The sequence below is a fragment of the Corynebacterium kalinowskii genome, from assembly GCF_009734385.1.
In the GTDB taxonomy this organism is placed as follows: Bacteria; Actinomycetota; Actinomycetes; order Mycobacteriales; family Mycobacteriaceae; genus Corynebacterium; species Corynebacterium kalinowskii.
The window spans coordinates 461,460-479,916 of record NZ_CP046452.1; the positions used below are offsets into that span (position 1 = coordinate 461,460).

13 protein-coding genes, 5 tRNA genes and 3 rRNA genes are annotated in these 18,457 nt (G+C 56.3%); 15 read left to right on the forward strand and 6 right to left on the reverse strand.

Translation table 11 applies throughout. From position 1 onward, the window contains the following. Window positions 1-40 precede the first annotated feature (40 nt). Window positions 41-113, forward strand: a tRNA-Lys gene (locus CKALI_RS02170). Between the two features lie 37 nt (window positions 114-150). On the opposite strand, the gene CKALI_RS02175 is transcribed toward CKALI_RS02170, so the two are convergent. Genes CKALI_RS02175 through CKALI_RS02185 form a run of 3 tightly spaced genes read right to left on the reverse strand, consistent with a single transcriptional unit; the run spans window position 151 to window position 3,574 of the window. Continuing rightward, a complete protein-coding gene (locus tag CKALI_RS02175) occupies window positions 151-2,613 on the reverse strand; it encodes an FtsX-like permease family protein (protein WP_156191749.1) in 2,463 nt (820 codons plus the stop codon). Continuing rightward, entirely contained in the window at window positions 2,601-3,350 is a 750-nt protein-coding gene (locus CKALI_RS02180) for an ABC transporter ATP-binding protein (RefSeq protein WP_156191750.1), read from the reverse strand. Before CKALI_RS02180 ends, CKALI_RS02175 begins: the two co-directional genes overlap by 13 nt. Next, window positions 3,347-3,574 (reverse strand): hypothetical protein, encoded by a 228-nt coding sequence (locus CKALI_RS02185; protein ID WP_156191751.1) that lies wholly within the window; start codon window positions 3,572-3,574, stop codon window positions 3,347-3,349. The genes CKALI_RS02180 and CKALI_RS02185 overlap by 4 nt, the downstream gene beginning before the upstream one ends. A 216-nt stretch (window positions 3,575-3,790) precedes the next feature. Here CKALI_RS02185 and CKALI_RS02190 point away from each other — a divergent pair, with 216 nt between their 5' ends. The 9 genes from CKALI_RS02190 (at window position 3,791) to CKALI_RS02230 (ending at window position 7,842) form a co-directional block, all read left to right on the forward strand. Further along, entirely contained in the window at window positions 3,791-4,978 is a 1,188-nt protein-coding gene (locus CKALI_RS02190; RefSeq protein WP_197079740.1) for a sensor histidine kinase, read from the forward strand. Then, window positions 4,963-5,616: a response regulator transcription factor gene (locus CKALI_RS02195; protein ID WP_156191753.1), complete on the forward strand. Its 654-nt coding sequence runs from the start codon at window positions 4,963-4,965 to the stop codon at window positions 5,614-5,616. The genes CKALI_RS02190 and CKALI_RS02195 overlap by 16 nt, the downstream gene beginning before the upstream one ends. Before the next feature lie 39 nt (window positions 5,617-5,655). Beyond that, window positions 5,656-6,075 carry a VOC family protein gene (locus tag CKALI_RS02200; RefSeq protein ID WP_156191754.1) on the forward strand — a complete coding sequence of 140 codons (420 nt, stop codon included), beginning with the start codon at window positions 5,656-5,658 and terminating at the stop codon, window positions 6,073-6,075. After that, entirely contained in the window at window positions 6,062-6,526 is a 465-nt protein-coding gene (locus CKALI_RS02205) for an SRPBCC family protein (protein ID WP_156191755.1), read from the forward strand. The genes CKALI_RS02200 and CKALI_RS02205 overlap by 14 nt, the downstream gene beginning before the upstream one ends. A gap of 81 nt (window positions 6,527-6,607) precedes the next feature. Then, a tRNA-Glu gene (locus CKALI_RS02210) sits at window positions 6,608-6,680 on the forward strand. A 49-nt stretch (window positions 6,681-6,729) separates the two neighbouring features. After that, window positions 6,730-6,803, forward strand: a tRNA-Asp gene (locus tag CKALI_RS02215). A 201-nt stretch (window positions 6,804-7,004) separates the two neighbouring features. Continuing rightward, a tRNA-Asp gene (locus CKALI_RS02220) sits at window positions 7,005-7,078 on the forward strand. Between the two features lie 24 nt (window positions 7,079-7,102). Next, window positions 7,103-7,175, forward strand: a tRNA-Phe gene (locus CKALI_RS02225). A 400-nt stretch (window positions 7,176-7,575) separates the two neighbouring features. Then, on the forward strand, window positions 7,576-7,842 hold the full coding sequence (locus CKALI_RS02230; RefSeq protein ID WP_156191756.1) for a GNAT family N-acetyltransferase: 267 nt from the start codon (window positions 7,576-7,578) through the stop codon (window positions 7,840-7,842). Between the two features lie 33 nt (window positions 7,843-7,875). Here the strand turns inward: CKALI_RS02230 and epsC are convergent, their stop codons facing one another. Together epsC and cysK are read right to left on the reverse strand one after the other, a co-directional pair. Beyond that, window positions 7,876-8,472 (reverse strand): serine O-acetyltransferase EpsC, encoded by a 597-nt coding sequence (gene epsC / locus CKALI_RS02235; RefSeq protein ID WP_156191757.1) that lies wholly within the window; start codon window positions 8,470-8,472, stop codon window positions 7,876-7,878. Between the two features lie 19 nt (window positions 8,473-8,491). Continuing rightward, the gene (gene cysK, locus CKALI_RS02240) at window positions 8,492-9,427 is read right to left on the reverse strand and encodes a cysteine synthase A (RefSeq protein ID WP_156191758.1); all 936 of its coding nucleotides are present in this window, start codon (window positions 9,425-9,427) and stop codon (window positions 8,492-8,494) included. Between the two features lie 467 nt (window positions 9,428-9,894). On the opposite strand from cysK, the gene ramA reads away from it, so the two are divergent. Next, complete coding sequence (ramA, locus tag CKALI_RS02245) at window positions 9,895-10,740, forward strand: acetate metabolism transcriptional regulator RamA (protein WP_197079741.1); 846 nt, start codon at window positions 9,895-9,897, stop codon at window positions 10,738-10,740. 87 nt (window positions 10,741-10,827) lie between these two features. Here ramA and CKALI_RS02250 read toward each other — a convergent pair whose 3' ends face one another. Next, complete coding sequence (locus CKALI_RS02250) at window positions 10,828-11,400, reverse strand: cob(I)yrinic acid a,c-diamide adenosyltransferase (RefSeq protein ID WP_156191759.1); 573 nt, start codon at window positions 11,398-11,400, stop codon at window positions 10,828-10,830. Window positions 11,401-11,463: 63 nt separating this feature from the next. Between CKALI_RS02250 and murA the strand changes: the two genes are divergently transcribed. The 4 genes from murA (at window position 11,464) to rrf (ending at window position 18,379) form a co-directional block, all read left to right on the forward strand. Further along, the gene (murA, locus tag CKALI_RS02255; RefSeq protein WP_156191760.1) at window positions 11,464-12,720 is read left to right on the forward strand and encodes a UDP-N-acetylglucosamine 1-carboxyvinyltransferase; all 1,257 of its coding nucleotides are present in this window, start codon (window positions 11,464-11,466) and stop codon (window positions 12,718-12,720) included. Between the two features lie 447 nt (window positions 12,721-13,167). Further along, window positions 13,168-14,684 (forward strand): 16S ribosomal RNA (locus CKALI_RS02260). A 371-nt stretch (window positions 14,685-15,055) separates the two neighbouring features. Then, window positions 15,056-18,130: ribosomal RNA gene (locus tag CKALI_RS02265) — 23S ribosomal RNA — on the forward strand. 131 nt (window positions 18,131-18,261) lie between these two features. Then, window positions 18,262-18,379 (forward strand): 5S ribosomal RNA (gene rrf / locus CKALI_RS02270). The 16S, 23S and 5S rRNA genes sit together here, the layout of an rRNA operon. Window positions 18,380-18,457 lie beyond the last annotated feature (78 nt).

Genomic DNA, 18,457 nt, shown 5'->3' on the forward strand with positions numbered 1-18,457 from the left:
AAGTGAGTTTCTAGCAATCCCAAAAAATGGGTTGTCAGTTGGGCCTTTAGCTCAGTTGGTAGAGCTACGGACTTTTAATCCGCAGGTCGCGGGTTCGAGCCCCGCAGGGCCCACAAATAACCCCGTTTACGCAGGTAAGCGGGGTTTTTGTTAATCGTGTACTCCGGCGACTGAGATCGCTGGCAGACGCAGAATTCCCAATGCCGGGATCAGCACTGCTGCCGTAACAAGGCCAAGTACTGCGACAATGCCAGTCAGAATCACCGGCGTGGGAATCAGTGGATAGGGCTGTCCCAGAAATCCCCAAGACATAGCTCCAATGGGAAGAGCTGCGATCAGGAACCCAAGTATCAGCGCAAGGAATGCGGTGAAGATGACCTCCGCGCATAGGGTTGCAACGATGGTGGATCGAGGAATTCCTAGTAGTTGTAACAGTGAGAACTCGCTCCGCCGGGTCCGCGTGGCCAGGATCATCGAATTGGCCACACCGATCACGAGAAACAAGATGATGGCGGCCAGCCCGGCGAGATTGACCCAGGAAGCGCCGCTTTCCGACGCCGGTTGCGTTGTCAGGACAACTCCCGGATGAAGGCGAGCAAACTCCACTAGTGATCCTGGAAAGTCGGGGCTATCGCCCACCAAGATGGCCTGGTTCGGGGAGGCATCGAAGGTATGCAGCACATCCAGTGGGATAAGCGCCTGTCCAATGCCCAACCCACGAGAGTAGGTGGCCACCACCCGTAACGTTACTGGGGTGCCATCGCCACGGTAGAACTGCGCCTCCTCTCCAACGTTGAGGCGCAATGCAGCGGCCACACTCTCATCGAGCGCGATGACTGGGCCGTGGAATTCGCTCAGGCTGCCGGAAGAAACGCCCACATCAAGTGCGGCAGTTAGCGGGCCCGTGACACCAACTGCGGGAAGTGTTGTGAAATCAGCGTCGTCGATAATGCGTAGTGCGTGATACAGCACTGTGCTGCGCGCCGTGACAATGTCACTGACCCCAGGAAGTGCCCTCAAATCCTGTATCGCGGACTCAGACAGGCCACCGGCTGCTGCGGCCGACACCGAAGCTGGAGCGATGACTGTTTCAGTCAGTTGGGTGTCCTTAGCCTCCGAAAGAATCGTTTGATTGCACAGCATGGTCACTCCAAAGCCGATCGCCATGACAATTGGAGAGATGACACCAGCTAGTCGGCTTGGCGCCGCCAACAGATTCTGTTCCGTCAACCAGGCAACCCGTTGCTGGCGAAGGGGACGGAATACGACCCTGGCCAGTGGGATTACCCCGAGTGGCAGCCAGATGGCACAGCCGAGGCACATGAGTAGTGCAGCGCTACCTGCCCCGGCGGCACCCACCTCGGTGTGCAAAAACAGCGGTAGGGTGGCGCTGCAAGCACCGATGAGGAACAGTACCGAGCCGGTAGCAACGCGCCACGCCCCCGGCTTTTGAGAAGTTGCCCGCGCTTCCCGCAATGCCTCCGCAGGGTCAGCAAACGCCACCCCCAACACCGACATGAGGGAACCGCCTACCGCAGCGCATCCTACGAGCACGATGGTTCCCAGTACTGCAGGTGCAAGTGGCACAATTCCGTTGGCGAGCTGGGTCCCAGCAGGCAACACCCCGTGGCTCACTGCGCTGGCCAGCGCCCAGCGAGACACCGTGAATGCCGGCCATACGCCGACAACAGCCGCGCTGACACCCGGTATCAGTCCTTCGACGGAGACGAGTTTCATGAGCATGGCCGGACTTGCTCCGATCGCACGGCAGACCGCGAATTCTCGACGTCGTGCAGCCACACTCAGCGAAAGCAACACGCCCACCACGAACACGCTGATCAACACTGCAAAGCCGCCGAAACTCGTCGCGATCGCAAGCAATATTTGCTGGCCAGCTGTGGCCTCTCGCCGCTCCCATGTTCCGAACTCTTTTGGCGAGTAGCGGCGAAGCTCAGGCTGTGAGGCTTCGATAGCGTCGTCAAGCGCGGCGAAGTCTGTAACAGATGTTTCAGATATTGCTAACGCAGTTACCCTAGTGGGGTGGGCGCCAAGCTCAGTGAAGGTGTGATCAGGGACTATCACCCAGGGGGCCGAGGACTCGTCGCCGAGCACCGAATCGACTCGTAATGTAGTCGAGCTGCCGCCGCTGCTGAGCTGAATCGGCGACCCTACGGAGATTCCCAAGTCCTTGGCTAACGGGGCCGTGACCGAGACACCTGCGCCTGCCGGAAAATCTCCGAATACGCTGGACGGCCAGTCGGTGACTTGGACTGTTGCCGTGCCCCGATCGGTGCTTAGCGTCCGGTCCAGCGTGCGGATTTCTTGTACCGTGGCATGTGCCTTGGCAGCGCGTATTGTTTCGCCGGTGACCAGCTGTTGTTCTGCAAGCCGAACCACAGAACTGAAGTCGCCACCTTCGGGACGAAGGGTGCTTGGACCGGCGATAATGGCATCTGCCCGAGTGAGCAGAGTGGACGACTTTGGCTGGATTAGCCCGCTGACGAGCATTAACAAAGCTGTGCCAATGAGTACTGCGGCCACCACCAAGGTGAACCACACGCCCAGTAAGCGAAACCAATTCTGGCGGATATTGGCTAAAGCTAGCTGCCACATGAGCGCGCCCCCAAAGCGGTCATTCGCAGTGCGATGTCAGTGGCCGTCGAGCGCATCATCTCATCCACCAGCATGCCGTCTGCCAAGAACAAGACGCGGTCGGCCCGTGCCGCAGCGAGGGGATCGTGAGTGACCATTACTACGGTCTGATTCAGGTTGCGTACCAAGTGCTGAAGCAAATCCAAGACTTCAGAAGCAGTACGCGCGTCGAGGGCGCCGGTGGGTTCATCGGCGAACACGATGTCAGGTTTGGAAACCAAGGCGCGTGCGATTGCGACGCGCTGTTGTTGCCCGCCGGACAACTGTGCTGGACGTTTGTTCAATAGCGCGTCGATCTGCACCCGGTCGATAACATTGGCAGCCCACGCTTTATCGACGCTCAATCCCGACATTCTCAGCGGGAGGGTGATGTTGTCTTGCACTGTCAAGGCAGGCAACAGATTGTAGGACTGAAATACGAAGCCAAAGCGCTCGCGACGCAATCTGCTGCGCTTGCCAGCACTCAGAGCTGCGATGTTCTGCCCGGCCAAGATGATTTCCCCAGAGTTGGGTTGATCGAGTCCCGCAACGCAGTTGAGGAAGGTGGACTTGCCGGATCCGGAGGGGCCCATGACGGCCACGAAACTCGCATGTGCAATACCCACCGATACCTTGCGCAGTGCGTGCACGGCGTTTGTTCCGGAGCCGAAGGTTCGGGAGATCTCCCGAACCTGCAGTAGAGGTGCCGGGATGTTCATCGGTTGCGATTCTTCAGGTAGTCGCGCACCAAGAGCACGATGCACGTTGCAGTGAGCAGGCCCATTATGACTCCCAGGATGATGTGACCGGTGGCCTGGAAGAAAGCGTTAGCAACCGCTGAGAGAGCGACCAGGATCCACAGCACAATTGCCGTCATGGACATTGAGGATGTGGACTTGGCAGGGGTTTCCTCGGGTAGATTTGAGAGCTGATAGTCAGCCATGATGTCTCCTTGATAGTAGGTGGGAAGCTACCTCTAACGCTAGAAAGGTGCTGGTGAGAGGGAAATCCCTTCAACTGGAGACTTGGGGTATAGCAGGCTGTACTTTTGGGGATAACCTCGGCTTTGCGCGCACAAGCTCAGTACAGTTAGAGCTGTGGATGCCAGTAAAACGGGCTCGTCATGAGGCGAGGCAGCGCCCTTACGGTGCAACACTTCGTGCGTGCTTTTGAGAGCTTGGCCGGCGGGCTGATCGTATCGTTTATGTCGATCGGCGTGGTGTTGTTATTGCTGCTTGCACACGCACTGATTCCCATCGGCGTGGGCCTGCTGCTGATCCGTCCTGCCACAAGCCTGGTCAAGGGGCTTGCGGCCCAAGCGTTGCCAGCGCCATTGCTACCGAAAAGGGAAATTCCGCGCGGTGCTTTAGCCTGTTTGGAGTTGTTGTGGCGGGATCCCCAGACCCGCAAAGAAGTGCACTGGGCACTGTGGCAGGCGACCGTCGGTCTCCCCATCGGAGTATTGGCCCTGCTCTTGCCTGTGTTGGCGCTACGCGATGTCAGCTTTCCCCTGTGGTGGTGGGCAGTACCAACGGACTATGCCTATTCCTCCATTGGCATGAGGGCCGACAGCTGGCTGCGGGCCCTTGCGGTTGGGCTGTTGGGTTTGGGGTGGGGTGCAATTGCGATGGCAATTATCCCGAGTTTGAATCGATTTCACCAGGTCATCGCTGAACGGATCCTGTGGCCACAGGATCCGTCGCAGTTGATTCGGCGCATCACGGTTCTACAGCAGACCCGTAGCGGTGCGTGGCAGGCGCACAATGATGAGCTGCGGCGCATAGAACGCGCGCTTCACGACGGCGCACAAAGCAGACTCGTCGCCAGCACCATCAAAATCGGCTCTGCCCGCCGGCTGTTGCACAAAAATCCCGCTCGGGCTGAAGGCGCGCTCGATGAGGCACAAACTGCCGTAGAAGCTGCTCTCAACGAGCTGCGCGCCGTTGTACGCAGTATTCATCCACCCGCCCTGGATTCCCATGACCTCGCAGGAGCAGTGCATTCCCTCGCAGCTGGCTGCGCCGTGCCCTGCACTGTGCAGATTGCTGGCACAGCCCAGCTATCTCCTGCTGTGGAAGACACCGCATATCATGTAATCGCGGAGGCAGTCACCAACATATCCAAGCACAGCGGAGCAACGGCAGCCCAGGTGAGAATGCAGTTTGGGCAGGACAGCCTCCGGATCGACATTGAAGACGATGGTGTCGGTGGGGCCAACCACACTCTCGGCAGTGGACTGATGGGGATTCAGCGTCGCGTGTCCGCCCAGGATGGCCACATCACAGTTACGAGCCCAGTGGGAGGGCCCACTCGAATACACGTGGAGTTGCCATGCGAATCCTCATAGCTGAAGACGATGCGCTGTTGCGCGCCGGGCTGGCAGCCCTATTGGAAGATGAAGGATACGAAGTAGTTACCGCTTCCGGAGTCGCCGAATTCCTCGCTTCTGCACGGGCGAAAGTTCCTGACCTAGCAATTCTCGATGTTCGTATGCCCCCTACCTTCACCGATGAAGGCATTCGAGCAGCTGTTGAAGTCCGGGAGATGTACCCAAATCTGCCAATATTGGTGCTTTCCGCATGGGTGGAACAGAGCTTTGCCACACAGTTGCTCGCGCAAGGCTCACGCGGGATTGGGTATTTGCTGAAAGAAAGAGTGGGACGAGTGGAACAGTTCCTCAGCTGTTTGGAACGCTTGGTGGCAGGGGAGACCGTCATCGATCCGGAGGTGGTGGCGCAGCTGTTTGCACGAGAACGGGCAGCTGCACCGATGGCCTCGCTCAGCGAGCGGGAGCGTGAAGTGTTGTCCTTGATGGCAGAGGGATTAGGAAACTCGGCGATTGCAGCGCGCATGTTTGTGACGGAGGGGGCTGTGCATAAGCACATTCGGAACATTTTCTCCAAACTGGATTTGCCCCCAGATCATGAGTCGGATCGCAGGGTAATGGCAGTTTTGCAATATCTGCAGACAGATTCAATAAGCTAAATCGGGCGAGTATCTTTGACAGCTGGGACAATTATGGCCATGACTATCAAAAATGTCCCTTACTACGCTTTCGCCGGCAACGCCCGCGAAGCCATGGAGTTCTACCAGTCCATCTTCGGCGGTGAGCTGAACGTGATGACCTTCGGTCAGATGGGCGATCCGTCGCTGCCTGCCGACATGGCTGAGCTGCTTGCCCACGGTCACCTGACCGGTGGCACCATCGAGCTCGCCTGCTCCGACTATGTCGAGGGATTCATGGGGCAGGACCCATATGAGATCGGCAACCACCTTTCCCTGTCCCTCTGGGGCGACGACGTTGAAGAGGGCCGCTCCTACTTTGAGAAGCTGTCTGAAGGCGGCCAGGTGAACATGCCATTTGAGAAGCAAATGTGGGGTGACACTTACGGCCACGTCACTGACAAGTTCGGAATGGCATGGCCCATCAATGTCTCTGCCTAAGCCAACCGCAACGCTTCACGACGGCCACCGCTGGGAATACCGTCGGAACCTGCCAGGCACCGCAGCTGAGTTGTGGCAGTGGGTGACTGAATCGTCCTGCACTTCGCAATGGTTTGGTCCTTTCGAGCGAGTATCCGATGAATCGGTGGCGATCACCATGACGGCCGAAGAAGCCGGTCCGCCGATGACCGCTACCATTGTTCAGTGCGAAGCACCTCGCATTTTGACCCTTGACACGGGTATGTGGGTGCTGTCTTTGGAAGTGGGGGATGGCTCCATCTCGCTGTTCCATGAGGTCGCCTCGGCAGAGGAAGCCGCCTCGATTGGTCCCGGTTGGGAGTTCTACATGGATCGGCTTGAAGCTGCGGTTCTCGGCAGGTCTGTGACTGACATTGACTTTGAGCAGGGCTACTTTCCGGAGATGAGCGAGTACTTTACGTCTCAGTATTAGGGCTGGTCAGGGGCAGATTTTGTCCTATGAAGAAATTCACGTATATTAAACGTCTGTCGCAAGGGAAACCTTGTCAGGCTCGCTCCCATCGTCTAGGGGCCTAGGACACCGCCCTTTCACGGCGGCGACACGGGTTCGAATCCCGTTGGGAGTACAAGGACCGCTTCGGCGGCCCTTTTTAATCAAATACACCAGGTGTATTTGGCCCTGTGGCGCAGTTGGTTAGCGCGCCGCCCTGTCACGGCGGAGGTCGCGGGTTCAAGTCCCGTCAGGGTCGCAATTCTGATTCAACGAAGACCGAGTTCACTTTTGTGGCTCGGTCTTTTTCGTGTTTGTAGTGTGATCTGGATATCTCGCAGGCCGCAGAAACTACAGGGATGAAAGCTGGTTCATTGGGCCCGTGACGTGCAGATTTGTTTCCTATTGACCTATCTGTGTAAAGTCTTACCTCGTGCGAAGGAGTTACTTCTTCACGCACGGCCCTGTGGCGCAGTTGGTTAGCGCGCCGCCCTGTCACGGCGGAGGTCGCGGGTTCAAGTCCCGTCAGGGTCGCTAGACTGTTTAGCGACAGTCTTTGGCCAGATAGCTCAGTCGGTAGAGCACACGCCTGAAAAGTGTGGGGTCGCCAGTTCGATCCTGGCTCTGGCCACAACATGCAAGCCCCTTACCTAGCGGTAAGGGGCTTGTTTTGTCTATCGCCCCTCGTACAGAATCTGGGGGTCGTAGTGCGGTGGGTAAACCTTGCCGGACCAAATAGGTTTACCCAGGAATCGGTGGTGTGTGGTGCCGGATTGGTGGGTAAATCTGATCCGGGTTTGCAGGTTTACACAGTACATGGAGCGAATTTGCCGGAGCGGTGGGTAAACCTTGGCGGACAGAACAGGTTTACCCAGGAATCGGCCACGTGAAGCGTCAAAACAGTGGGTAAACCTACTAGCCCAGACCAAGGTTTACCCATGACGAATCCGCGAGTAAACGGATCGGTATGCCGTCCCCTGCCTCCAAAACCAACCCTTGTGTCCTGGCTCACTTTCCGGCATGCTGGGGTTATGACTGAAATTCGCCACGAAAAGGATCGCCAACGCTACGTACTGGATGTTGACGGTGAGATCGCCGGCTACGCCGAGTACTCCCTCGCCGGGGAGACGCGGGACTTTGACCACACGGTGATCGAAGACCGCTTCCAGGGTAAGGGGCTGTCCAAGCCGCTTATCAAGGGTGCCTTGGATGACACAAAGGCGCAGGGGATTGCCTATACGGCCACCTGCAGTGCCGTAGAGCACTTCATCGCAAAGAACCCTGAATACGCGCTGTAATAACAGAAAAACCCCGCGCAGGCGGGGTTTGAACTAGATGCTGTAGTTGGCGGGGAATCCGCCAGTGACGTAGGCATCTGGGTCGACGAGTTTGATGCACTCATCCGGGTTGCGTGGTCGGTTCTTGGCAGGGATACCAACGGCAATATGGCCCGCTGGGACATCCTTGGTGACGACGGCGTTCGCGCCGATCGCGCTGCCCTTACCAATGGTGATAGGCCCGAGCACTTTGGCGCCAGCGCCGACAGTAACGCCGTCGCAAAGCGTGGGGTGCCGCTTCGTTTGGGTCAGCACCTGGCCACCCAGGGTGACCCCGTGGTACAGCATGACACCTTCGCCGATTTCGGCGGTCTCGCCGATGACGATGCCCATGCCGTGGTCGATGAAGAAGCGACGCCCGATGGTGGCGCCAGGGTGGATCTCGATGCCCGTAAAGAAGCGGGTGGCCTGGGCCAGAATACGGGCAGGCCCTCGGAGACCACGGACCCACATCGCATGTGCGATGCGGTGAGACCAAATGGCGTGAAGACCTGAGTAGACGATGGCGTTTTCCACGTCGCCACGAGCGGCGGGATCGTGCTCGCGAGCATTCTGGAGATCCTCACGGATCATGCGTACTAGCTGGTACATACTCGCCGATAATAGCAACTTAGTCGCGGATGTCCTCAAAGAGAATGGTCGAAACGTAGCGCTCGCCAAAGTCAGGCGCGAGAGTCACGATGGTCTTCCCCTTGAATTCAGGGCGTGCCGCCAATTCGAGGGCAGCCTTGACGTTGGCACCAGCGGAGATGCCGCCCAGGATGCCTTCCTGGGTGCCCATGGCGCGGGAGGTTGCTACGGCGTCTTCATTGGTGACGGTAAGAACTTCGTCCAGGATCTTTCGGTCGAGCACGTCCGGGATGAAGTTCGCGCCGAGGCCCTGGATCTTGTGTGGGCCAGCCTTGCCGGTGGTCAGCAGTGGGGAATCGGCAGGCTCGACTCCGACAACGGTGATGTCTGGGTTGTGGCTCTTCAATACGCTGCCGACACCGGTTACAGTGCCGCCGGTGCCGATGCCCGCCACAAAAGCATCCACCTTGCCATCGGTGTCTTCCCAAATCTCCACCGCCGTGGTCTCCTGGTGGATCTTCGGGTTCGCTGGGTTGGCGAACTGGCGGGCCAAGATGGAGCCCGGGCGAGAAGCCACGACTTCATTTGCCTTATCGACGGCCCCCTGCATGCCAGCGGCGCCTGGGGTCAACACAATCTCAGCACCATAGGCGCGGAGCAGGACTCGACGTTCCGCCGACATTGTCTCCGGCATGGTGAGCACGACGCGGTATCCGCGAGCTGCGCCGACGAGAGCCAAGGCGATGCCGGTATTGCCCGAAGTCGCTTCAACGATGGTGCCGCCTGGCTTGAGCTCGCCGGACGCTTCGGCGGCGTCGACAATGGCGCGACCGATGCGGTCCTTGACGCTGTTGGCTGGGTTGAAGAACTCGAGCTTGACCAAAACTTCTGCCTCGAGACCCTCGACCAGGCGATTGAGTCGCACTAACGGGGTGTGGCCAATGGTTTCGGTGACGTTGCGGTAGATGTTCGACATGATGTCCTCTCGGTTGAATATTTGTATGAGAGGAAGTGTACGCCTCCACATCTAGAAAGACTAGTCCAGTCAGTTTATATATACTAGACTAAGTAGTCTAGGCTGGCAATTCTTGTTGAACGATTCGCTAGTTTTTGGGGTGAAAATTGTGACATATGCCCTGTTCTTAAAGCTTGCAATCTGGGGGAGGGTATGGACACTCCGGTATAAATGAATAGAAAGCATGGACTTAGGGGGCAATATCTATGCTTAAGTTCCCAGGTGGGTGCCTATTTCCCGGTATCTGGGACGGTGCTAGTTGGGGGTAAACGGAATTGCCATTTTCTGCATACTATGCAAACGCGTTACTAATTGCTGAATAATCCTGGCTTTGGAATACCCCCGACTTGTGGTTATACTCCACGGTACTGTGCGAAATGCACACCGGCGGGTGTACCTGCTCGGGTGGAAATGTGTGAGGAGATCCAATGGTGGAGACTCAATCCGTTAAGGATGATGACGACGCGATCCGCGCCGCCCTGACTTCCCTGAAAACCGCGACTGGAATTCCAGTCACGATGTACGCCACCGTGTTTGGCGAAAACAAACTACAGATCAGTGCTTGGGTTGGTCTGCGGACCCCAGCGCTCCAGAACATCATTATTGATGCTGGCTCCGGTGTCGGTGGTCGAGTGCTGGCGACTAAGCGCCCGGTAGGCGTTTCGGACTACACGCGCGCCACCGTCATTTCACACGAGTACGACAAGGCCATCCAGGATGAGGGCCTGCACTCTATTGTTGCAGTGCCAGTTATTGTCCACCGCGAAGTCGTGGGTGTGCTCTACGTGGGCGTTCATTCATCGCTGCGTCTCGGCGACAAGGTCATTGAAGAGGTCACCATGACCGCCCGCGCGCTCGAGCAGGATCTTGCGATCAATGCTGCTTTTCGACGCGCCGATGGTCCGCGAGCCGGTGCCGTCAAGTCTGGCCGGGTGATGAACGGCGCAGAGTGGGAGCAGATCCGCTCTACCCACTCCAAGCTGCGCATGCTGGCCAACCGCGTCGGCGATGATTCGCTGCGCAAGGAAATCGAAGAGCTGTGTGACCAGATGGTCACACCGGTTCGGATGAAGCAAACCACCAAGTTGTCCGCCCGCGAGCTCGATGTTTTGGCCTGTGTCGCGCTGGGGCACACCAACGTTGAGGCTGCTGAAGAAATGGGCATCGGTGCCGAAACGGTGAAGAGCTACCTGCGCTCCGTGATGCGCAAGCTCGGCGCGCACACTCGCTACGAGGCGGTCAATGCGGCTCGCCGCATCGGAGCGTTGCCTTAAAGGGTGATGTCACGCAAAAATCCCCCGCGAGAATGTCATGTTCTGCTAGATTCTGACAATCTCACGGGGGATTTTTCTAGGAAATGTCTAGCGGGAGCCGCCTGGCACCCACTTCACGTCATTTCCGGCGTTTTCAATTCGGCCGATAATGAACAGCAAGTCGCTCAGACGATTCAAGTACTGAGCTGGCAGCTTGGACGTAGTATCCGGGAACTGCTCATAAGCTGCCCAGGCCTGACGCTCAGCGCGACGAGTGATAGTGCGGGCAGTGTGAATAAGTGCCGCGGTTGGGTTTCCGCCAGGAAGGATAAAGGAGTCCAGCGGGGCGAGTTCCTCGTTGTAAGCATCGCATTCCTGCTCGAGGCGATCGATATACGACTGTTCGATGCGTAGCGGAGGGTACTTGGGGTTTTCCTCAATGGGAGTGGCGAGGTCAGCGCCGGCGTCGAAAAGCTCGTTCTGAATGCGGGTTAGCGTCTTGGCGATATCTTCGCGGGGTTCGCCGAGAGCCAGCACCTGGCCGAGCGCCGCATTGGCTTCTTCGGTGTCAGCATAGGCGTGGAGCCGCTGGTCGTTTTTGGATACGCGTTCGAAATTGGACAGCCCGGTCGTGCCTTCGTCGCCGGTGCGGGTGTAAATCTTGGTTAAGTGAACAGCCATGCCTTTCACGCTAGCCCACTCGGCCTAAGACATGCCGAGGATTTGTGTTTACACTTGGGGCTTGTGAAGGAAAAATTCTTGGTTACAGGTGGTGCGCGGCTGAGCGGAGCCGTCAAAGTTGTCGGCGCAAAAAACAGCGTATTGAAGCTCATGGCAGCGGCTTTGCTCGCCGAGGGAACCACAACCCTCACTAACTGCCCGGAGATTCTCGATGTCCCCCTGATGAAGGATGTGCTCGAAGGCCTCGGTTGCACCGTTACCATCGACCGTGACGTTGTCACCATTTACACCCCGGAAGAAATCAAGAGCGATGCCGACTTCGACGCTGTGCGTCAGTTCCGGGCGTCGGTATGCGTCCTCGGCCCGCTTACCTCACGCTGCGGGCGAGCAGTGGTCGCGCTGCCCGGTGGCGATGCCATTGGCTCCCGTCCCCTCGACATGCACCAGAGTGGCTTGGAAAAACTCGGCGCGAAAACCGCGATCAAGCATGGCGCCGTTGTCGCCACTGCAGACAAGCTCACCGGAGCACACATCGCGCTAGATTTCCCTTCGGTGGGAGCGACCGAAAATATCCTCACCGCGGCAGTGCTTGCCGACGGCGAAACCATCCTCGACAATGCCGCGCGCGAACCAGAAATTGTGGATCTATGCTCGATGCTCGTCGAGATGGGAGCCAAGATCGAGGGCGCAGGCACTTCGACCATCCGCATTATCGGCGTAGATAAGCTGCACCCGACGACGCATGAGGTTGTCGGAGACCGCATCGTCGCGGGCACTTGGGCATATGCTGCTGCTATGACTGGCGGAGACATTACCGTCGGCGGAATTGCTCCCGTTCACCTCCACCTGCCACTGCAGAAACTGCGGCTTGCCGGAGCCGACGTGGAAACTTACGAGACTGGATTCCGGGTGCGAATGAACGGTCGACCAGTTGCAGTGGACTACCAGACATTGCCCTTCCCAGGCTTTCCGACGGACCTGCAGCCTATGGCTATCGGTCTTGCCTCAGTATCGGATGGCGTTTCCGTTATTACAGAGAACGTCTTCGAATCACGTTTTCGCTTTGTCGACGAAATGCAGCGTCTCGGCGCCGATGCAACTGTCGATGGTCACCACGTGGTGATTCGCGGCATCGAAGAACTGTCGTCCACTTCAGTATGGAGTTCCGACATTCGTGCGGGCGCAGGCCTCGTGCTTGCAGCGCTTTGTGCAGATGGTGTCACTGAAGTTCACGACGTATTCCACATCGACCGTGGTTACCCGCAGTTCGTGGAATTCCTCAATGCAATTGGCGCAAATATAGAACGCGTTACTGCCTAATATTGACCCCCTGACCTGCGGGTTTGTGTTGTGGGTTGGGGGTGTGTAACTTTATGTGGGTCAGCGTGACCGACAACGCCCCGCTTTGTTGAGTGTGTGGCGGTAGGAAAACGAGTCGCTGGTATTACAAGCCTTCTTTTTCTTTCAGTCTTTTGGGGCTGGGGGTTGGTTGTGCGTGTGTTGTTTGAGAACTCAATAGTGTGCCAAGTACTTATTTTTTAAGTTGTTTTTGGTTGTGTGTTGGTGCCGGCAGGCCCGTGAGGGGTCTGTGTAAGCATTAATACTCAATTTTGGTTTCAGGGGGCCTTCCTCGTCGGATAACTTCTGGGACCGCATTTTTTTGGACAATCTAGATAGAGACGAGCAGCGTTTTGTTGTTTGTTTTTGCTGGTTGTTTGTTTTTTTGCTAGGTAGTTGGGCTTTTCATAGTTCTGATTATTTTGATCTTTTATGGAGAGTTTGATCCTGGCTCAGGACGAACGCTGGCGGCGTGCTTAACACATGCAAGTCGAACGGAAAGGCCCTTCGGGGTACTCGAGTGGCGAACGGGTGAGTAACACGTGGGTGATCTGCCCTGCACTTTGGGATAAGCCTGGGAAACTGGGTCTAATACCGGATACCCACCATGATTTAGTGTTTGTGGTGGAAAGCTTTTGCGGTGTGGGATGAGCCTGCGGCCTATCAGCTTGTTGGTGGGGTAATGGCCTACCAAGGCGTCGACGGGTAGCCGGACTGAGAGGTCGATCGGCCACATTGGGACTGAGACACGGCCCAGACTCCTACGGGAGGCAGCAGTGGGGAATATTGCACAATGGGCGCAAGCCTGATGCAGCGACGCCGCGTGGGGGATGACGGCCTTCGGGTTGTAAACCTCTTTCGACAGGGACGAAGCTAACGTGACGGTACCTGTATAAGAAGCACCGGCTAACTACGTGCCAGCAGCCGCGGTAATACGTAGGGTGCGAGCGTTGTCCGGAATTACTGGGCGTAAAGAGCTCGTAGGTGGTTTGTCGCGTCGTCTGTGAAATACCGGGGCTTAACTTCGGAGCTGCAGGCGATACGGGCATAACTTGAGTGCTGTAGGGGAGACTGGAATTCCTGGTGTAGCGGTGAAATGCGCAGATATCAGGAGGAACACCAATGGCGAAGGCAGGTCTCTGGGCAGTAACTGACGCTGAGGAGCGAAAGCATGGGTAGCGAACAGGATTAGATACCCTGGTAGTCCATGCTGTAAACGGTGGGCGCTAGGTGTAGGGGTCTTCCACGACTTCTGTGCCGTAGCTAACGCATTAAGCGCCCCGCCTGGGGAGTACGGCCGCAAGGCTAAAACTCAAAGGAATTGACGGGGGCCCGCACAAGCGGCGGAGCATGTGGATTAATTCGATGCAACGCGAAGAACCTTACCTGGGCTTGACATACACCAGATCGCTGCAGAGATGTAGTTTCCCTTGTGGCTGGTGTACAGGTGGTGCATGGTTGTCGTCAGCTCGTGTCGTGAGATGTTGGGTTAAGTCCCGCAACGAGCGCAACCCTTGTCTTATGTTGCCAGCACGTTATGGTGGGGACTCATGAGAGACTGCCGGGGTTAACTCGGAGGAAGGTGGGGATGACGTCAAATCATCATGCCCCTTATGTCCAGGGCTTCACACATGCTACAATGGTCGGTACAACGCGTTTGCGACACTGTGAGGTGAAGCTAATCGCTGAAAGCCGGCCTCAGTTCGGATTGGGGTCTGCAACTCGACCCCATGAAGTCGGAGTCGCTAGTAATCGCAGATCAGCAACGCTGCGGTGAATACGTTCCCGGGCCTTGTACACACCGCCCGTCACGTCATGAAAGTCGGTAACACCCGAAGCCAGTGGCCCAACCTTTTAGGGGGGAGCTGTCGAAGGTGGGATCGGTGATTGGGACGAAGTCGTAACAAGGTAGCCGTACCGGAAGGTGCGGCTGGATCACCTCCTTTCTAAGGAGCTTTTTTGGCTCACAGTTGTGAGCCGTGTACACCAACTCAGTCACCGAGTGTGTGGCTGTTGGTTTATGAATCGGGTGGAGACTAACTAGCCGCTTATATGGTGGTGGTCATCACGACCGGAAATATGACTTAAATATGTTTTTGTGCTTGGCATGCTGTTGGGTGTCTGGAATGACACTGTTGTGTTGTTTCAATGGGCTCCTTGCTTTCTGGTTGCGTGACTGTTTCTTTGTGGGATGGTGTGGTTGCTGGTTGTGGGGGGTGTGTTGTGTGAGAACTGTATAGTGGACGCGATGCAATTTTTATTGTGTTTCTTTGTTTTTTGTGGCATATATTTTGTTTGTGTTTGCCTTTTGTATGGTGTTTTTGTTACTTAAGGGCGCACGGTGGATGCCTTGGCATACTGAGCCGATGAAGGACGTGTAAGGCTGCGATAAGCCTCGGGGAGTTGCCAATAGAGCGTTGATCCGAGGGTGTCCGAATGGGGAAACCCAGCTAGGGTTATGCCTAGTTACCTGCCCATGAATTCATAGTGGGTGTGGGGGTTACGCGGGGAAGTGAAACATCTCAGTACCCGTAGGAGAAGAAAACAATTGTGATTCCGTTAGTAGCGGCGAGCGAAAGCGGATGTTTGGCTAAACTGCATGCGTGTGATACCCGGCAGGGGTTGCGTGTGTGGGGTTGTGGGAGCAAGCTGTTCCAATACTGCCGTGTTGGTCGTGTGTGTTTGTGTGTTAGGGGAAGTGGTGTGGAATCGCCTGCCGTAGACGGTGAGAGCCCGGTACCTGAAAATGTGCAAGCCATGCGTGTTTGTTTCCCGAGTAGCAGCGGGCTCGTGGAATCTGCTGTGAATCTGCCGGGACCACCCGGTAAGCCTGAATACTCAGTGTGACCGATAGCGGATTAGTACCGTGAGGGAATGGTGAAAAGTACCCCGGGAGGGGAGTGAAATAGTACCTGAAACCGTGTGCCTACAATCCGTCAGAGCCGACTTGTTCGGTGATGGCGTGCCTTTTGAAGAATGAGCCTGCGAGTCAGCGGCATGTCGCGAGGTTAACCCGTTGTGGGGTAGTCGTAGCGAAAGCGAATACTAACTAGTGTGTTTAGTGGCATGTCTTGGACCCGAAGCGGGGTGATCTACCCATGGCCAGTGTGAAGCAGCTGTAAGAGGTTGTGGAGGCGCGAACCCACTTAGGTTGAAAACTGAGGGGATGAGTTGTGGGTAGGGGTGAAAGGCCAATCAAACTCCGTGATAGCTGGTTCTCCCCGAAATGCATTTAGGTGCAGCGTTGCATGGTGCTTGCCGGAGGTAGAGCTACTGGTTGGTTTAGCGGGACTACAATCTTAGCGACGTCAGCCAAACTCCGAATGCCGGCCAAAGTTAGTGCAGCAGTGAGACTGCGGGGGATAAGCTTCGTAGTCGAGAGGGAAACAGCCCAGATCGCCGGTTAAGGTCCCTAAGAGTGTGCTAAGTGGAAAAGGATGTGGGATCGCTTAGACAGCCAGGAGGTTGGCTTAGAAGCAGCCATCCTTGAAAGAGTGCGTAATAGCTCACTGGTCGAGTGGTTCTGCGCCGACAATGTAGTGGGGCTCAAGCACACCACCGAAACCGCGGCATAAATTATTTTATGGGTAGGGGAGCGTCGTGTACTGCGTTGAAGCATCCGGGTAACCTGGTGTGGAGTGTACGCGAGTGAGAATGCAGGCATGAGTAACGAATTGATGAGTGAGAATCTCATCCGCCGGATGACTAAGGGTTCCTGGGTCAAGCTCGTCTTCCCAGGGTGAGTCGGGGCCTAAGGCGAGGCCGACAGGCGTAGTCGATGGATAACGGGTTGATATTCCCGTACCCGAGTGTGCGCGACCATGGTGAATCAGTGATACTAACCACCCTGAAACGCCTCGTGGGCAACTTTGTTGTCTGTGTGGTGTGGATGCGTGGGGCCTGATCTGGTAGTAGCTAAGTGATGGGGTGACGCAGTGAGGTAGCCGAGCCACTTATTGGATTGTGGTGTAAGCGTGTAGCCCGCGGCCTAGGTAAATCCGGGACCGCATGTAGGGTGAGGCGTGATGCGTACCCTTTAAAAGGGGATGTTGGTGATCCTGTACTGTCGAGAAAAGCCTCTAGCGATGTGCATATTCGGCCCGTACCCCAAACCGACACAGGTAGTCAGGTAGAGAATACTAAGGCGTTCGGGTGAACTGTGGTTAAGGAACTCGGCAAAATGCCCCCGTAACTTCGGGAGAAGGGGGACCACAAGCGGTGATCGTTTTTACAACGTGAGCTGGTTGTGGTCGCAGAGAATAGAGGGAAGCGACTGTTTATTAAAAACACAGGTCCGTGCGAAGACGATAAGTCGATGTATACGGACTGACGCCTGCCCGGTGCTGGAAGGTTAAGAGGACCTGTTAGGACGTAAAGTCCGAAGCGGAGAATTTAAGCCCCAGTAAACGGCGGTGGTAACTATAACCATCCTAAGGTAGCGAAATTCCTTGTCGGGTAAGTTCCGACCTGCACGAATGGCGTAACGACTTCCCTGCTGTCTCAACCACAGGCCCGGTGAAATTGCAGTACGAGTAAAGATGCTCGTTTCGCGCGGCAGGACGAAAAGACCCCGGGACCTTCACTATAGCTTGGTATTGGTGTTTGGTGCGGTTTGTGTAGGATAGGTGGGAGACTGTGATGCAGCATCGCTAGGTGTTGTTGAGTCGTTGTTGAAATACCACTCTGATCGTAGTAGATACCTCAACCTCGGCCCATGATCTGGGTTAGGGACAGTGCCTGGTGGGTAGTTTAACTGGGGCGGTTGCCTCCTAAAGAGTAACGGAGGCGCCCAAAGGTTCCCTCAGCCTGGTTGGCAATCAGGTGGTGAGTGTAAGTGCACAAGGGAGCTTGACTGTGAGACTGACAGGTCGAGCAGGGACGAAAGTCGGGACTAGTGATCCGGCACTGGCTTGTGGATGCGGTGTCGCTCAACGGATAAAAGGTACCCCGGGGATAACAGGCTGATCTTCCCCAAGAGTCCATATCGACGGGATGGTTTGGCACCTCGATGTCGGCTCGTCGCATCCTGGGGCTGGAGTAGGTCCCAAGGGTTGGGCTGTTCGCCCATTAAAGCGGCACGCGAGCTGGGTTTAGAACGTCGTGAGACAGTTCGGTCTCTATCCGCCGCGCGCGTGGAAACTTGAGAAAAGCTGTCCCTAGTACGAGAGGACCGGGACGGACGTACCTCTGGTGTGCCAGTTGTACCGCCAGGTGCATGGCTGGTTGGCTACGTACGGAAGGGATAACCGCTGAAAGCATCTAAGCGGGAAGCCTGTTTCAAGATAAGGTTTCTTTTGAGGTTCCCCATAGACCATGGGGTTGATAGGCCAGATCTGGAAGCACAGCAATGTGTGGAGGTAACTGGTACTAATACACCAACTAACAAAACCCCTACAACAGGGCACGCAACAGCAAACAAAACATCTTGCCGCAAGCAAAAACAAATGAATAAATCGCGTCCACTATGCAGTATCTGACACAACACCCACACCACATGTGTGTGTGGCCGATTGTCACAGTTGTGTCGGTGGTTATTAGCGTGAGGGAAACGCCCGGTCCCATTCCGAACCCGGAAGCTAAGCCTTACTGCGCCGATGGTACTGCACCTGGGAGGGTGTGGGAGAGTAGGACACCGCCGACCAAAAACTTAACAATGAAAGCAGCCGTTCAAGACTAGAAGTGGTCTTGAACGGCTGCTTTTGCATGCGTGCACTGCGTC

Excerpts from the sequence above, each read along its gene's own strand:
- cysK (WP_156191758.1), bottom strand. The coding sequence starts at position 9,427 with ATGTCGAACATCTACCGCAACGTCACCGAAACCATTGGCCACACCCCG.
- CKALI_RS02205 (WP_156191755.1), top strand. The coding sequence starts at position 6,062 with ATGTCTCTGCCTAAGCCAACCGCAACGCTTCACGACGGCCACCGCTGG.
- ramA (WP_197079741.1), top strand. The coding sequence starts at position 9,895 with ATGGTGGAGACTCAATCCGTTAAGGATGATGACGACGCGATCCGCGCC.
- CKALI_RS02200 (WP_156191754.1), top strand. The coding sequence starts at position 5,656 with ATGACTATCAAAAATGTCCCTTACTACGCTTTCGCCGGCAACGCCCGC.
- CKALI_RS02180 (WP_156191750.1), bottom strand. The coding sequence starts at position 3,350 with ATGAACATCCCGGCACCTCTACTGCAGGTTCGGGAGATCTCCCGAACC.
- CKALI_RS02175 (WP_156191749.1), bottom strand. The coding sequence starts at position 2,613 with ATGTGGCAGCTAGCTTTAGCCAATATCCGCCAGAATTGGTTTCGCTTA.
- CKALI_RS02230 (WP_156191756.1), top strand. The coding sequence starts at position 7,576 with ATGACTGAAATTCGCCACGAAAAGGATCGCCAACGCTACGTACTGGAT.
- CKALI_RS02185 (WP_156191751.1), bottom strand. The coding sequence starts at position 3,574 with ATGGCTGACTATCAGCTCTCAAATCTACCCGAGGAAACCCCTGCCAAG.
- epsC (WP_156191757.1), bottom strand. The coding sequence starts at position 8,472 with ATGTACCAGCTAGTACGCATGATCCGTGAGGATCTCCAGAATGCTCGC.
- CKALI_RS02195 (WP_156191753.1), top strand. The coding sequence starts at position 4,963 with ATGCGAATCCTCATAGCTGAAGACGATGCGCTGTTGCGCGCCGGGCTG.
- CKALI_RS02250 (WP_156191759.1), bottom strand. The coding sequence starts at position 11,400 with ATGGCTGTTCACTTAACCAAGATTTACACCCGCACCGGCGACGAAGGC.